This window comes from Paenibacillus sp. JT22N15 (assembly GCF_059383755.1).
The window spans coordinates 175,047-191,049 of sequence record NZ_JBXENV010000008.1 but is presented as its reverse complement, the minus strand read 5'-3'; the positions used below and the strand labels follow the sequence as shown (position 1 = coordinate 191,049).

The following is a 16,003-nucleotide window of genomic DNA, read 5'->3' as shown; positions in this document are numbered from 1 at the left end:
ATGCGAGCTGGATTCTAATAAGATTATTTAAACAGCAGATTCTACCATAAAAAAAGAAAGAAATTTATGCTTAGTCATCCCCACTTAGCCAGGATAGCATCGTACTCACTCTGAGTGACCGGCATCACCGTTCCATGGCGTTTCTTTAAACGACCAAAAGCATATTCTTCTGCCGCCGGCTTCCGCCAGCACTTCCCGGTTGTATCGCCGATATTCGTTGTAACGAGTGGCAAGTAGCCACGATTCGTTCCATACTGATCAACAAGAAGCCCCCACTTCTCTTCGCCGTTAAACTTGAAAAACTCTGGACCCTCTACATCCTTTCCAGTTAGTCCCAGACCTAATGACTCAAGTGTAGAAATAACTTTCCATTCCCCCATAAGTCACTCGCTGGATTCGATCGTGATTTGCCCATCGCCCGAAGCTCGATAATACATACCGCCTGCTTTAATAATAGTGGTGTCGATAATCGTACGCTCTTCACCTCGAGTGATGTACAGTTCAGAAGGTGTAAAGGTTCGAAAATCCCGTGTTTTGCTGGCGTAGATGTGCAATCCTTTTTCCTTGCCGTTACTGGACACCATGCTGGAAGCCCAGAAAACCAGGTAATCATCTTCCTCTTCATCATAGATCGCTTCCGGCGCCCAGGCACAGCCCGCTTCCTTTGGAGCGACCTTAACCATTCGAGGCTCAGACCAATTTACCAGATCGGACGACTCCCAAATCATGAGGGAGCGGCTTCCAGTGACCGTTGCTTGAGACCCTTGCCAACCGCCGCGATGATAGATACTAAGATCAGTAGCCATTAAATAGAATTTGTTGCCGTCGATGCTACGAAGCAAATACGCCTTTAATAAATCGTTCAGAAATTGCATTGATGAAATTTGCAGCAAAAAAAGACCTAATTCAATAAAGTGCGTAGAACCGCAATTTGGGTGCACCCCTTCGAATATAGATCTTGCAAGCCTGAACAGTATACAGGTTTCTTGAAATAGGAAAAATAAGCTGCACAACGGCTGGATTTACCTATTGACGGCATTCGCTCGCCTTAATCTCTTTGACATTCTTATTTAATTTTGATAATACTGCCCTAAAAGCAACAAGTTCTTCTTCACCAATATCAGCGAGCAATGCCCTTGCAAAACTCTCTTTCTCTCTTTGTGCATTTTCAATTAAGTGTCGCCCCTGTTCTATTAGTCGGACTAGAATTATACGGTTATCATCCTCTTTTCTTCTTCTTAATATAATCTCGTTTTCTTCAAGCTGTTTAATATGTCTAGTAACGGCTGACTTATCAATGGTCACTTTTCTTTGCAAATCACCTTGACTGATTTCGAACTCTTGGTAAATTAATGAGAGTATTTCAAAACGAGATTGACTGATACTAATGCAGGCATCAAATGAGGTATTAATCGTTTTGTTTACACCATACATTTGGAATAAAATTGCGGCTTCCTGAGCCCAATCTGTTTTCAAGAAACATCCCATCTTTCATTAAATAGATATTTGGCAAATTTTTTTGACAATGTATTAGACACTATACCGCTTAATTTCTTTTTTTACAAGCAGCTAGGCAGCTCGCCTATGCTCCACAAAAACATGTATAGCTTATGCCTGTTCCATAAAAAAAAGCCGCTCTAATAGCAGCTTCTTTTACTTCGTCTAATTAAATTATACTTTGTTTGTTTATCTCCACTCAACGATGTCACTCAGGATTTGCCTTGTTTTTGGACGTTTAGGCTCCTCTAGCCGATATCCGAAAGCAACTAGGCAAGCTACCCCAAATTCGTTATTATGAATAATTCCCTCTTCTTCAAAAATAGCAGCCACCTTCTCTCGGTCGATGCCTTCAATTGGGCATGAGTCAATCCCGATTTGAGCCGCAGCTGTCATCATATTACCGATAGCAATATAACTTTGTTTACATGCCCATTCAAAAATGAGCTGGTCATCATCTTGAAGTTCTGTTTCAGTAAACGTTTTATAAATGCTGGAAACAAATCGGGCAATGTCTTCCGGCATATGTTGAATATCCTGCATCATTTTGTTTACGTAAGGAGAATCGAATCTAAGCCCGCTTTGTTTTCTAGCCAAAACAAACAGTAAATGGCTAGCAGTCGAAAGCTGTCCCTGAGCGCCGCTAGAAACCGGTCTTAATTTTTCACGAAGCGCAGAATCTTGAACTACGACAAACTTCCATGGTTCAAGACCAAATGAACTTGGTGATAATCTGCCCGTTTCCAAAATGAATATAAAATCATTATCGGGGATCTGTTTGGCTGTATCAAAGTTTTTACATGCAAATCTAAATTCATAAGCCTTTAAAATTTCTTGTTTTTTTTCTTCGGTATTCATACAGAACCATCCTCCATACATGCTTTTTTTATTTGCCTGAAAAACTTAAAAGCGTTAATCTTTATATTGTTTATACATCAACCGTTTACACATCAACTGTTGATGTGTTAACAAGCGTTCTTTTTATTTTGGATGCTAAAGGGGATGCTTTCTGATACAAAAAAGGTGAGGACTGGTTTAATTACAGTCCTCACCTTTACGCGAAAAAACGAAGTCATTACTTCATTTGATAACCGATTTTATCCTTCCTCTCTGTACTGCCCCGGTGTCTTGCCCACAAGCTTGCGAAAGGAACGTATAAAATTGGCAGAATTATTATACTGCAGCCGTTCGGCGATTTCTACAATCTTCAGGTCGGACTCCTTCAGCCATTTCTTCGCTATAGCAATCCGATGCTGTGATAGATATTCCCCGAAATTAATGCCCGTCTCCTGACGGAACACACGGCTCACATAATGCGGGTGATAGTTGATGCGCGAAGCGCATTCCTCTAGCGTAAGCGCCGAATCAAATTCTCTTACTATAATATCAATTATTGCATCGGAAATATGCTTGAATTGAGAGTCCCGGCGAGTGCCTAACTCCTGGATATATGGCAGCACGAATATGGACCAGAACCAGTGCTCCATCTCCTGTACGTTTCGAAGCTTGAACAGCGACTGAATTAACGCCGCTTCATCCTCCGGAATCCGCTCCATTGGAATAGATAACTCCTGTCCAAACTTGAGAAGGGCAATCAGAAGCCGCAGCAATGACAATTGATAATCACGATGCTGCTCTTGAGGCCAAAACAACTCGCCAATTAATTGCTTCAAAGCGGCTTCTGCCTGCTCCTCATTTCCAACCCGGATTGCATCTAACAAGGCTTGCTCACCCACAATCGGATATCTGTTCAAATGACTCTTCTGCGGCTGCACATCTTCAATAAACAGGATCGATTCCTGCCCTAATCCTACTCTGGCCTTAAGGGCGGTCGTTGCCTCGTGAAGGGCTTGCTGCGTCTCTGCAAACGACACGAACGGACGGCTAATACCGATACTGATTTTAATCTCCAAGTACTGGTATATGGCCTTCTGAATTTCGTCTGACAAGTTGAAAATCTGCTCTTTAAAGCGCTCTCCCGTCTGCAAGGAACCGATCAGCGTCACTTGGTAGTCCGATTTGACAATCGGCTCCAGCCTTTGCTCGGAAAGAATCAATTCGCCAACGATGTTGTTAATAGCAAACATCAGCAAGTCCCGATTTCCTTCCGCGTATCTCGTATCCTTAAGCGTATCGATTTGAATCGCAACGACGCACATAGATGGCCACGGCTGCTCCAAACCATACAAGCTCAGCTTCTCTAAAAAATCATTAGGCTGAATCGTGCCGCCAAATAACTTTTGCATAAAAAATTCTTTAAGCTGCGTTTGCTGCCCCTTCAACTCATTCATAATAAGAGACTGATTACGAATCAAATAGTCAACGCGTTCGCCGATTACCTGAAGCTCACCGCTCGACTTCACCTTTTCATTCATTGCAGGAACAACTGTTAAAGAAGAATATAGGGATTGAATCGGACTGTACATTTTTTTGGAGCCAAACCAAGCAACGATGAGCGTTACGAGCAGAATAATCAAGCATACGAGCATGGTAATCCAGCCGATTATTTTATTTTGCTCGTTTACCTGCTCATTGGAAATGACGGATACATAGCTCCATCCGTTATAGGGGGATTTACGAAAAGTGACCGTAACTGCCTCTCCGTACCGATTAGTCGCGTATTGACCGATAGTTTCATTCGTATCGATAAATGATTTCAGATAGGGTTCATCCACGATTCGGCTTCCCAGTTTGTCGTGGTCACGGTGAACAATAATCGTGGCATTCTGATCCACGATAAATGCGCTGCCGAACTTACTGTTCAAAAACTCGTCCATATTTTTCATCACATCGGAGGACAATACCACACAAATAATACCTGTCGGGTTGGGAGAGTTGAACGGATACTTTTTCACAAAATAAACGGACTGGAACGAATCAGGGAATTCTACTGATCCGCTGCTCCAGAACGAGCCCTTCGCGTTCCGTGAAAACGATTCTAGTACTGGCCTAAATTCAGGAAAACTGTACTCGTTTACGCCGCTGCTCGAAACGATCCAATCGTTGTTCAGGCTAAATAGAAACACTTCCTTGATGCCTAGCTCATACGTTTGAATCTGCGAGATGCCTTTATATAGCTCTTGCACCAATTGGAAATCATGATTGGATAAACTTCGATTGAAAGCGCTTGTAACATTTTGCGACTGGAGCAGCTGTGTTGCAGAATTATCGATCGTCCTGAGTGTTTGCTCCGTACGCACCTGCATTTGTTTTAACAGCAGCTTATTGCTCTCGTCCACTTTTTCCTGCACCGTTCTGGAGGCGTTAAAATAAGCGAACGTGCCTAGCGTAATAACTGGAAGCGTACCGATTAATATAGACAACAGCATCAGCTTCAATAAATAAGACGGGGACCGGAATCTCATAATGCCTCCAATTGGTCGTTTCCTGATATTCCTTAAAGTGTACAAGAAAACTCCTTGTTTAGCCATCATGCAGCTCCTGACTTCCCATACGTTCCTGTAACCTTCCGCATCCATTATTCATGCAAAACGACTAGCAAGTCAGTCTCCGTTTTGATTGTTCTTGATCTAATTAATGCTTCATTGCATTCGGCTCTGAGCTTTGCTCTTATGTCATTTCCCAGCCTGCTTGGCGTATTCGGCGTTCATTTCTTCAATCACTTTGCTGCCGCCGCTTTGAAGCCATTGCTTGACCGCACCGTTCCAATCGTCCTCGTTGATCGCGCCCATAATGAATTTCACGGTTGCATCAGCAATGATTTTGGACAACTCCTTGCCTTTCTCGATATCCGTGTTTGAAATAAACGGCGCAGCAGGGTTTGGCACGGCGAACGTCGCATTGTCCTGAAACAATTTCGAACTAAGCAGCTCCAGCTCTGTTCCGTAATTGACGACCTCATCCTGTAGAATCATAAATTGACCGCCGTCGGTAATATCTGCTCTGAGCTTCGCATCTGAACTCGGAGTATACACGCCATTCTCTATCTTATATTGCTGGCCTTCAATACCGTACTTCATCAGGTTCTGATTTTCCTTCTCAGACACTTTATCAAAATATGCCAATATTTGCTCAAGCTCTGCTTCCGTTTTGACGCTTGTTTTCGGAATCATATACATGCCGAGATAACCAGAACCAGCGCGCGTACGATCACCCAACGATCCTTCGATACGGTTAAGCAAGTTGATTTTGGCATTAGGAACGACCTTCTTGATGTTGTCCTCAATGTTTTTACCGTCTAGCATATTATCGATCCATAGCCCTGCATGGCCTTTATACATGACCGAACGGCCGTCCTGAACGGTTGCGAAGTCCTGATTAATGATTTTTTCGTCGTACAGCTTTTTGTAAAACTTCATTGTATCCAAATAGGCTTGCGTCATATGAGCTGGAACGAGCTTGCCATCCTGAAGCTCCCACTCGTTAGGTCCGCCCATATAAACGAGAATGTCTTTGAACCCTGCGATGTTGTTTCCTTGCATGCCAACAGCGAGTCCAATCGTATCCTGCTTGGCATTTTTGTCTGGATCTCCGGTTGTAAAGGCTTTCAGAACATTGTAAAGCTCATCGACGTTTGTAGGCGCTTCAATCCCCAGATTGCTAAGCCAATCTTGGCGGATCATCAGCCCGAAGCGAGCGAGATCACGTTCGCGATACAAGCCGTACACTTTCCCGTCAATCGAAACGTTGCTTAAGACGAGCTCCGACATTTTGCTTAGGTTTGTATAATTCTTCAGGTACGGACCGACTTCCCAGAACATGCCAGAACGGGCGGCGTTAACGATGTAGGAGGCTTTCGGCTCCAATGCCACGAACGTTTTTGGCAATTCGCCGGATGCGATAGTAGCGCTGAGCTTATCCGTATAAGAGGCTGATGGAACCCAGGAGACGCTTAGCTTCGCGCCTGTTTGCTCCTCCAGCATTTTCAGAACAGAACTATTGGCCGGCATTTGCTCCGCACTGTAGGTTGGGAGCATCATTGTCAGCTGAAGCGGTCCTTGTGCATCTCCTGAATTGCCGCCGCTTTGCGGATTTCCATCATTGTTTCCTCCGCAGGCCGCAACGGTCAGCGCGATTGCGACCAGCAATGCCCCTGCTTTCGCTAATCTTCTTTTTTGATATTTTCTGTTCATACTTGCATCCTCCCTTTATCTAAATACTATTATATCTTCATCCCTTAACCGAGCCTAGCAATACCCCTTTTGCAAAATGCTTTTGCAAGAACGGGTATACAAGCAGAATCGGAAGAGTTGAGACCACGATTACCGCCATCTTCACAGCTTGATCCGGTGGAGCGACATAGTCCGTTTCCATTGTACTGGAGTCCCCAATACCGCCCGAGGCCAGGATGACGATTTGCCGCAAGAGCACCTGGATCGGCCACTTGGTATGGTCATTAATGTAGAGAACCGCGTTAAAGAACATATTCCAATGGCCAACCGCATAAAATAACGAAAAAGTCGCGATAGCGGGCATGGATAGCGGCAGCACGATTTTAAGAAAAATGCCAAGATCGTTGCAGCCGTCTATTTTAGCCGATTCCTCCAGCCCATCCGGCAGCTGTTGAAAAAAATTGCGGATAATAATCAAGTTAAAGGCGCTGATCGCTCCGGGAATAAGCAAGGCCCAATAGGAATCGATCATGCCGAGCTCCTTCACCACGAGGAACGTCGGAATCATGCCGCCGCTGAACAGCATGGTGAACACAACCAACATCAAGATCGGCTTTTGAAAATCCATATCCTTGCGCGCTAAAGGATAAGCCATCAAGCATGTGAAAAAAAGGTTAATCAGCGTGCCTACAACCGTAATATAAACCGTTACCAGCAGGCTTCTGACAAGTGTTTGAGTAGAAAAAATGTACTTGTATGCATCCAAAGAAAATTCAGTCGGAAATAAAATAAAGCCTCGCATTAACAATTCCTTCTGGGTAGCAAATGAGCCTGCAATGACATAAATGAACGGAATGACAGTCATTAAAGCGAACACAAGCAGTAGTACAACGTTCACGCTATCGAAAATCCGGCTCCCCCAGCTTTGTTTAATTCGCATGGTGGTTTCACGCTCCTCTCTCTAATAGATGCCTTCTTCTCCGAATTTTTTGGCTAGTCGGTTGGCTACAACGACAAGGATCAGACCAACAATCGACTTAAATACGCCTACCGCCGTGCTGAAGCTGTATTGTCCTTGGCTGATTCCGACGGAGTATACGTACGTATCGAACACCTCTCCAACCTCACGGTTCATGGCGTTAAGCATAAGGAAAATCTGCTCAAAGCCCGTGTCGAGAAAGTGGCCGAGACGCAAGATGAGCAAAATAATGATGGTGCTGCGAATGGCCGGCAGCGTAATATGCCAAAGCTGGCGAAGCCTGTTCGCTCCGTCCATCCGGGCCGCTTCGTAGAGCTGAGGATCCACGCCGGACAATGCCGCAAGGAAAATGATCGTGCCCCAGCCTGTTTCCTTCCACATGACCTCAGCCGTAATAATCGTCCGGAACCATTCATTGCTAACGAGAAAATTAATCTTTTCGCCTCCAAAGCGGACTAGCAGCTCGTTCATAATGCCGCCTTCCGTCGTCAGGAACATGTAGGAGATACCTACGACAACAACCCAAGACATAAAATGCGGAATGTAAATGAGCGTCTGCACGATACGCTTTGTAAATTCCAATCTCAGCTCGTTGAGCATAAGCGCAATAATAATCGGCAGCGGAAAGAAAAAAACAATGTTGTAAGTCGCAAGAATGAGCGTATTCCGAAACAGAATCATAAAGCTGGAATCGCTGAACAAACGCTCGAAATGCTTCAACCCTACAAATGGACTGTTCCAAAAACCGAGAAAAGGCTGAAAATCTTGAAAGGCGATGAAGATTCCGTACATCGGCCAGTACTTAAATATAAGAAAGTACAATAATCCGGGGAAAACCATCATATAGAGCCACCGATTCCGCATAAGTCTGCCGACCAATGTAGACGACATGGATGTCCTCAGCGCAGGGACTCGCACTGACTCTGTATTTCTTTTTAACATGCTGCTGCCTTCCTTTCTTTGCATATGTAATTGAATCTGCAGCCTCATCATACGGGGCAACCGTAATTGCCGTCGATAGTCCCTACTTGATCTAATTGGCCAGTTATGTGCCATTTCTGCTGTAATTGCAGGGCATTGTCATTAGTTGAGGTCGCTGTCTTTGGATGCTTTTTCGTGTTTTTGCCCATGAAAAAAGAGCCCGCAGTACGCAGACCCTTAATTTCATATCCCAACCTCACAACCGATTTGGGTGGAGTGAAGCATATCCAGCAACGTGAGCCCGATTACCGAGTCAAAACGATTTAAAATATTTTGTTGATGAATTTCTTCAATGACTTAAAAAAATTGAAACGCAACCGGAGATACTACTCGTTAATCTCTTACCGATAAATTGTACATAATATTCAATCGAATGCAAAATTCCATAGACGTAATAAAAAATGTCTTCCTTCGAAATAATTGTACTACTATATGTATAAAAAATAATTCACCACAACGAAATATTGATGTGTATTTCACTTGTGAGCCTACGACTATTATGCCAGGCAAGATCGAATTGCCATCTAGAAATAGAGAGCATCAAGTGATAAGACAAGGTCAAACACTTTATCCACTGTAATTTTTACCGATGATGTGTATGTTTATAATACTTATACTAAGAGAGGTGGTGAAGAAAATGAATTTAGATATCTTATCAAGTCAAGAATTGTTCGTTGTGTTCTCAAAGAATCGATCAGAAATTGAAAGACATAATGAGATAATGAAAACAGGTATAGATGTATTAATGAAGCAGGTACTCCAAGACGTGATTAATAAGTACCAATCAACGAACGATCTGGTACATGATGAATTAGGAAGGCGTGATTTATTGAAATACCTTCAGTAATCATGGACCTGCTGTCTTAGAAACAAAAGAGAGCACTAGTCAGTTGGGAGTGAAACTGATTGGTGCTTTCTCCTTATTAGTACATGGATTAATTACTCCCTGTTCGAGCGGAGGCGATTCATCTACTTGTGTCGTTGATGTGAGATTATCTATTAAAAATATATGCTGTAACCTTGAATTAAGCCTCTGCCTTAACTACCAATCGGCAAACCTAACCCCATTAATCCTGATTATGAAACCAGCCTGAAGCTGCTTAAGTGCTGCCGCTACAGTCTGGTTTTCACTTTGAATGTTTATGCACTCACATCTATCGACGCATAAATATATAGCATTGTGTATGCATTAGCTTATCTCAATATATATGACGAATATTTCTCACCTTTTATGCAAAATCACAATAAAACAAGACTTTATCTATAAGAAAGCTTTAATTACATCGGCTGTACCCGCAATTGCTGCACTGCTTGCAGCCTTCTATATTAATCAACGACGCTGACCCACAAGAAGGGCAAAGATCGAGCGAGCTTGCGCTGCTGCGTCTTTTTGCTGAGTCTGGAATGACGTTAGCAGCCGCTATTGATGCAGCTGTTGCGGATGAAACTACTTTTAAGCCCTTACTGGCTTCAGTTCCTTGAGCTGCTTCACGGCTTTCCTCTGACCGTTCCACATCCAACTGCTGCAGGTCAGCAGCCGCTATATGCTGCTCCAACGCCTTCGCCACAGCATCAGCAATCGATTCCACGCGGTTTGCGCCAAACCCAATCGCACCTGTGCCGCCGATCCCCTTCAAGTGCTTGATTAACAGCTCCACCTTATGACCATGATCGCCATAACGAAGGAAAAGCGAGCAGACGCGGCCCAGCGCTTCCGCCATGGCGAACACGTCGGAGCCAGCTTTGCCGACATTCAGAAAAATTTCGCCCGGCAAGCCGGAGAGATCATTGATCGTAATGTACGCCATGCCGAACGGCGTATTTACTTTGTAGGTGGCACCGCGCAGTACCTGCGGGCGATTTTTGTATGCTTTGTCCAGCGTTTTCGGACTAACAGCGGTTGTAGCTGTAGTTGTTATTGGGCCTGCTGCGTCCTGTACACTCTCAGCACTTGGAGCATCTTGAGAAGCCATTTCCTCAATAATAGCATTGGCACCATGATCATCCAATCGAGCAGCTTTATCCTCGCTACCCTCTCCTGGTGACGGCTGTAGCTCCACTTCCTTCTCTTGTTTTTTCTCCTTCTCATCCGTAGTCGACAGCACCTGCACATCCCTGCTGCCGTCGCGATAAATGGTCACGCCCTTGCAGCCAAGATCGAACGCCAACTCATAAAGCTCCTTCGTCTCTTCCACTGTAAAGTCATTCGGGCAGTTCGCCGTCTTCGAAATCGAGCTGTCCACCCAGCGCTGGATTGCCGCCTGTACCCGAATATGATCCTTCGCAGACAAGTCCATCGCCGCTACAAAATAATCCGGCAGCTCCTCGCCAGGATGCGAATCCTTCCACTGCTGGGCAATCGGAACGAGCTGCTTGTCATAGCCAAGCCTGCTTTGGCGAAAATATTCAAAGGCAAAATACGGCTCAATGCCCGTCGAGGTGCCGACCATCGTTCCCGTGCTGCCCGTTGGCGCCTGCGTCAGCACCGTTACATTCCGAATGCCCTGCTGCTCTACAGCAGCTCGAACCTCAGGATAGTGCGACGTCAAGCTTCGCATAAAGCCGCTTTGCAAAAATTTATCTGCCTCAAAGGCAGCAAAAGCGCCTTTCTCCGCCGCAATTTCCGTCGAAGCGAGATACGCCTCGCGGGCCATAAATCCATACAGCTTATCGAGAAAATCGAGCGATTCCGCGCTGCCATAACGGATTTGCAGCTTAATCAGCAGCTCCGCAAGCCCCATCGTGCCGAGCCCGACGCGGCGCTCGCGCTTCTGGTTCGCTTCATTTTCAGGAAAATGATACGGTGTGGTGTCAATGACGTTATCGAGAAAACGCACCGACCAACGCGTCACCTTCGCCAGCTCCTCCCAGTCGACATCATGCTGCTGCTCATTATAGAAACGCGACAGATTGACCGCTGAAAGATTGCAGACACCCCAGCCCGGCAGGCCCTGTTCACCACATGGATTAGTACTAGTAATCCGATTGAAATACCAGCTATTCGACATCTGATTATAATACTCCATAAAAACCACGCCGGGCTCTGCTGACTTCCACGCTGATTCAATTATCATGTGCCAGATATCGCGGGCGCGGACTGTTTTGTACAAAATCACCTTTTTGCCAAGTGCCCGCCAATCATCCATATCTCCCGTCCAAAGCTCGTTGTACTGTGCATCCTTCGTATCGGGGAATACAAGCTCCCACTCTAAATCTTCCTTTACGGCTTTCATAAAAGCGTTGCTGACGCATACTGATAAATTCGCGTTCGTCACCTGGCCCATCGTCTGCTTGACTGTAATAAAATCCAGCACATCGGGATGCCAGTCGTTGATCATCAGCATTAAGGCGCCGCGGCGGCTGCCGCCCTGCTCAATCAACCCCGTCGTATAGCTGAACAGCCCTCCCCATGATACCGCCCCGCTTGATGCGCCATTTACCCCTGCGACAATGGCGCGGCGCGGGCGAAGCGACGATAGATTAATGCCAACGCCGCCCCCGCGCGCCATAATTTCCGTCATTTCCGTCAACGTCTTCATAATGCCGCCACGGCTGTCTGCCGGAGAAGGCAGCACATAACAGTTAAACAGCGTTAATTCCTCGCTGGCACCTGCCCCCGCTGCAATTCTGCCACCCGGCACGAGCTTCCAGTCGTCCAAAATATAGCGAAAACGTTCCGTCCATTCCGCCCGCTTCTCCTCGCTGCCCTCGACTCCGGCCACCGCCTTCGCCAGACGATCCCACATTTCCTCCGGCGCCTGCTCAATGGTCAGCGTCAGCTTCTCAACTGCAGCCGTTATACGCTCACCGTTTCGGAGCTGCACCTCCACCTGGTCCCCCTCACGGGCAACGATCTCTCCGACTTCCTTCGTCGGAAACTTCGGATCATCTTTTGTCAGCACCAGCACGATGTCTCCGGGCTTTGCGCTGTTGGAATCAGCATTTTTCCAGGCATAACGATCGAGAAAAATTTTCTCGCTGAGCCCCTCCAGCCTGCCGCTGCCTCTTCTATTTTCATTTAAGGTTTGTTTCTTCTCCATAAGTAACGCCGCCTCTCCTCACATTTGCAAAAACCCACCTATTTGCCCGCTAACACGGTGTCCCACAAATCCGATATATTGTGTCTAAATATCATTATAACATACTACATATTGTGTTTCTCCTTCATTTCCAGCCAAAAACGCCCAATTTTCTCGTTGGCCAAAGCCTGCGCTTTCCTTTGCTTGTCCTCACGCTTTTTTTGGCCCTTTCTTATGAATAGGCGATGAAAGGGCCATACTAGAAACAAAGATTGCAACCTACTCATTTTGTTCGATTGGACGATGAATGATTGGCTTTAACGATGAAAGGAGCTGCTCCCTTGTCTTTAGATAATAAACAACCGCTACACGGATCTTCCGCCGCTCCAGATGCTGCTCTCGTCACCCGCAAGCTTCATCCGCTCGTAGATTTGCAATATGACCGTTCCACCTTTGACGAGCTGCAAAACCGTATCGCCAAAAACGGGCCATGGGACGACTGGACGTTATATCAACTATCGATGGAGGCGGAGCAAGCAAAAAGAATTGAAAGCTTCGAGCAGCTGCAATGCTTGCGCAGTCTGCCGATGCTCGAACCGATGCCCCATCAAATCTCGACCGCGCGCAAGGTGCTGCATGAAATGGGCGGACGCGCCATTCTCGCTGATGAGGTGGGACTCGGCAAAACGATTGAAGCTGGGCTCGTGCTAAAGGAATACATCGTTCGCGGGCTCGTGCGCCGTGCGCTTATTCTGGTGCCAGCCTCTCTAGTGCTGCAATGGGTGCGCGAGCTGAATCAGAAATTCGGCATTTCCGCCGTCGCCCAGAAAAAAGCCCATACGTGGCATTATGACGTCGTCGTCGCTTCGATGGATACGGCTAAACGCGATCCGCATCGCGACGTCATTCTCGGTACCGACTACGATATGGTCATCATCGACGAGGCGCATAAGCTCAAAAACAAAAAAACGACCAACTACCAGTTCGTCACCGAGCTGCGCAAAAAATATTGTCTGCTGCTCACCGCAACGCCGGTGCAAAACAATTTGGATGAGCTGTACAATTTGATCACTCTGCTCAAGCCTGGCCAGCTCGGCCGCCAAAGCGAGTTCGCCGCCAACTTTGTCGTTGACAAGCGTCTTCCGAAAAACGAGGAGCAGCTGCAAACGGCGCTGTCCAGCATTATGATCCGCAATCGCCGCGGCGACGGCGGCATTTCTTTTACGAAGCGTTTTGTGAAAAATATTCCGCTGCAGCTGTCAGCTGACGAGCAGGCGCTTTACGACGCAGTGACCGCCTTCGTGCATGAACGCTACGATGAGAGCGGCCCCGACCTGAGCAGCATGCTGTCCTTGGTCACGCTCCAGCGCGAAGTTTGCAGCAGCCGCGATGCTGTCTTCCTGACTCTCGTCAATATGTTCAAAAAGACGGCTGAGGATTCACCCGTCCGCGCAAAAATATGGGAGCTCGTCGAGTTTATTAAAAAAATTGAAGCCAATACGAAGGCGGAGAAGGCGCTTGAGCTCGTTAAGGAAATGAACGATAAAGTTATTATTTTCACCGAGTATCGGGCTACGCAGGAGTATTTGCTGCAATATTTCCGTTCTCACGACATGATTGCCGTCCCTTACAGGGGCGGGATGAACCGCGGCAAAAAGGATTGGATGATGGACCTGTTCCGCGGCCGGGCCCAAGTATTGATTGCAACAGAGGCGGGCGGCGAAGGCATCAATTTGCAGTTTTGCCACCATATGATCAACTTCGATCTGCCGTGGAACCCGATGCGCGTAGAGCAGCGGATTGGCCGCGTCCACCGGCTTGGACAAACCGAGGATGTGAAAATTTACAACCTATGCACCCTCGGTACGATAGAGGAGCATATTGTGCATTTGCTGCATGAAAAAATTAATATGTTTGAGCTTGTGATTGGCGAGCTGGATCATATTTTGGAGCGTTTTGAGAAAAAGGATGGCTCGCTGGAGCAGCAGCTTGCCCGCATGCTGCTCGAATCAGGCGGCAGCGAAACGGAGCTGCGCGAGAAAATTAGCGATCTCGCCTCCTCGATTACGCAAATTCGCGATGAAGTGCAGCAAGGCCCTGAGCTGCAGGCAAGCGCGCAAATAGTGTCACAAATGACAGCCCTCGGGCAGACGGTGGAGATTAGACATGAATGAGAAGCAGGTACACAAGTTTGTACAGCGATATTTGGAGGCGACGCAGTGCCAGGTTTTGGAGAAATCGCCCTGCCATTTCACCGTAAAACTGTCTCCTGATGCGGATCGGGAGCTGACGAACCGCCCGTACTACTGGAGCTTCGTTGACCGTACGAATGCCGCTCCCGAGACGATGACCTACCTGCTCGTAACCGACCGCGAAAAATATGACGCCGCTCAAGCCGGGACACTGCCCGCGCAGCAGCGCTTGCCGGGCGGTGCCGTTGGGACGGCGGACATAGTAGCTGGCGCTGCAGGAAACGTAGGTGCAGCAGCGTTTCCCGGTGCAGCAAGCAGCGTGAGGCCTGATGCGGGCATAGGCCCCGCAAATACAATTGCAAGTCCAACCGTCCACGGTGATACGGCAGGTTTAGCATCAACCTCGACGGCGCCAGCGAGTTCTGGTCCTGCAGCCGGCCCTGCCGAAAGTGCCGATAGCAGTGCCAGCACAGCGGCAGCCGACACGGGCCAAGCGGCAGCAGCTGATGCAGCGCTTGGCCGCTCGCTCGGCTTCGTGCACGGCAATATCAATCAGACGGGGCTGCGCATTCCGCGCGAGGAAATGTATTTCGGCTCGCGCAAGCTGGATCAGCTGTTTGGTGCGGCAAAATCGAAGGGCAGCTACGTCTTTCTTTTTCAAGAACCGGAACGCGGTGCCGCCTCTCCCTACAGCTCTACCCCTTACACCGCCTGGCTCGGCATCAATATGCGCGTAGAGTTCGCCTGCGACCGCAAGCGCGAGGAAATACACAGCTACGGCATTTCGCTGGCAACGGGGCATTGCACCGAGCAGTTCCATGATCGGCTTCAGCGCCTCAGGCTCACGCCGCGCCTGCCCGCGAACATTCATTTGGCGAAAAATGGCCTTTCCTTTAACAAGGCGCTGTCTATTATGGAGCAGGCGCTCGAACGCAAGCTGAAAAGCTACGATTATGAATGGGCAGGCGCCGCAACCGAGCGGCTGGAAGAGGAGCTGGAACGCATCCGGCTGTATTATGAGCCGTTAATTGAGCATGCGGCTGACGATGAGCTGAAGCAAAGCGTACGCGAGCAGTACGAACAGCGCCAATCGGAAATTCGCTGGCAATATGAGCCCCGCGTGACGGCTTCCGCCATTAACTGCGGTATTTTCCATCTGGAAGGTATCGAATAGACGAAGATCAGACCCGATCCGCACCATTGCGGCAAAAAAAGAACGGGACAGGCTGCTGCATGCCTGACACATTCCAACAGCCTTCTCCC

At 47.4% G+C, this 16,003-nt stretch carries 10 protein-coding genes and 1 pseudogene; 2 read left to right on the top strand and 9 right to left on the bottom strand.

Annotated elements, in window-relative coordinates:
• Window positions 1-74 precede the first annotated feature (74 nt).
• The 9 genes and pseudogenes from AC50X8_RS17510 to AC50X8_RS17470 form a co-directional block, all read right to left on the bottom strand.
• Window positions 75-875 (bottom strand): annotated as a pseudogene (locus tag AC50X8_RS17510) (glycoside hydrolase family 43 protein).
• A gap of 151 nt (window positions 876-1,026) precedes the next feature.
• The gene (locus tag AC50X8_RS17505; RefSeq protein ID WP_494880631.1) at window positions 1,027-1,476 is read right to left on the bottom strand and encodes a MarR family winged helix-turn-helix transcriptional regulator; all 450 of its coding nucleotides are present in this window, start codon (window positions 1,474-1,476) and stop codon (window positions 1,027-1,029) included.
• A gap of 210 nt (window positions 1,477-1,686) precedes the next feature.
• Window positions 1,687-2,355: an NAD(P)H-dependent oxidoreductase gene (locus AC50X8_RS17500; RefSeq protein WP_056041782.1), complete on the bottom strand. Its 669-nt coding sequence runs from the start codon at window positions 2,353-2,355 to the stop codon at window positions 1,687-1,689.
• Window positions 2,356-2,594: 239 nt separating this feature from the next.
• Window positions 2,595-4,862: a helix-turn-helix domain-containing protein gene (locus tag AC50X8_RS17495; protein ID WP_494861889.1), complete on the bottom strand. Its 2,268-nt coding sequence runs from the start codon at window positions 4,860-4,862 to the stop codon at window positions 2,595-2,597.
• 210 nt (window positions 4,863-5,072) lie between these two features.
• Window positions 5,073-6,590, bottom strand: coding sequence for an extracellular solute-binding protein (locus AC50X8_RS17490; RefSeq protein ID WP_494880629.1), 1,518 nt, complete (start codon window positions 6,588-6,590; stop codon window positions 5,073-5,075).
• A gap of 37 nt (window positions 6,591-6,627) precedes the next feature.
• Complete coding sequence (locus AC50X8_RS17485; protein WP_494880627.1) at window positions 6,628-7,509, bottom strand: carbohydrate ABC transporter permease; 882 nt, start codon at window positions 7,507-7,509, stop codon at window positions 6,628-6,630.
• Between the two features lie 21 nt (window positions 7,510-7,530).
• The gene (locus tag AC50X8_RS17480) at window positions 7,531-8,439 is read right to left on the bottom strand and encodes an ABC transporter permease (RefSeq protein ID WP_056042076.1); all 909 of its coding nucleotides are present in this window, start codon (window positions 8,437-8,439) and stop codon (window positions 7,531-7,533) included.
• Window positions 8,440-8,818: 379 nt separating this feature from the next.
• A complete protein-coding gene (locus AC50X8_RS17475; protein WP_494880777.1) occupies window positions 8,819-8,950 on the bottom strand; it encodes a type ISP restriction/modification enzyme in 132 nt (43 codons plus the stop codon).
• An 853-nt stretch (window positions 8,951-9,803) separates the two neighbouring features.
• Entirely contained in the window at window positions 9,804-12,569 is a 2,766-nt protein-coding gene (locus AC50X8_RS17470; protein WP_494880625.1) for an adenosylcobalamin-dependent ribonucleoside-diphosphate reductase, read from the bottom strand.
• A gap of 302 nt (window positions 12,570-12,871) precedes the next feature.
• Between AC50X8_RS17470 and AC50X8_RS17465 the strand changes: the two genes are divergently transcribed.
• On the top strand, window positions 12,872-14,722 hold the full coding sequence (locus AC50X8_RS17465; protein WP_494880775.1) for a DEAD/DEAH box helicase: 1,851 nt from the start codon (window positions 12,872-12,874) through the stop codon (window positions 14,720-14,722).
• Entirely contained in the window at window positions 14,715-15,914 is a 1,200-nt protein-coding gene (locus AC50X8_RS17460) for a YqhG family protein (RefSeq protein ID WP_494880623.1), read from the top strand. The genes AC50X8_RS17465 and AC50X8_RS17460 overlap by 8 nt, the downstream gene beginning before the upstream one ends.
• The last annotated feature ends 89 nt before the right edge of the window (window positions 15,915-16,003 follow it).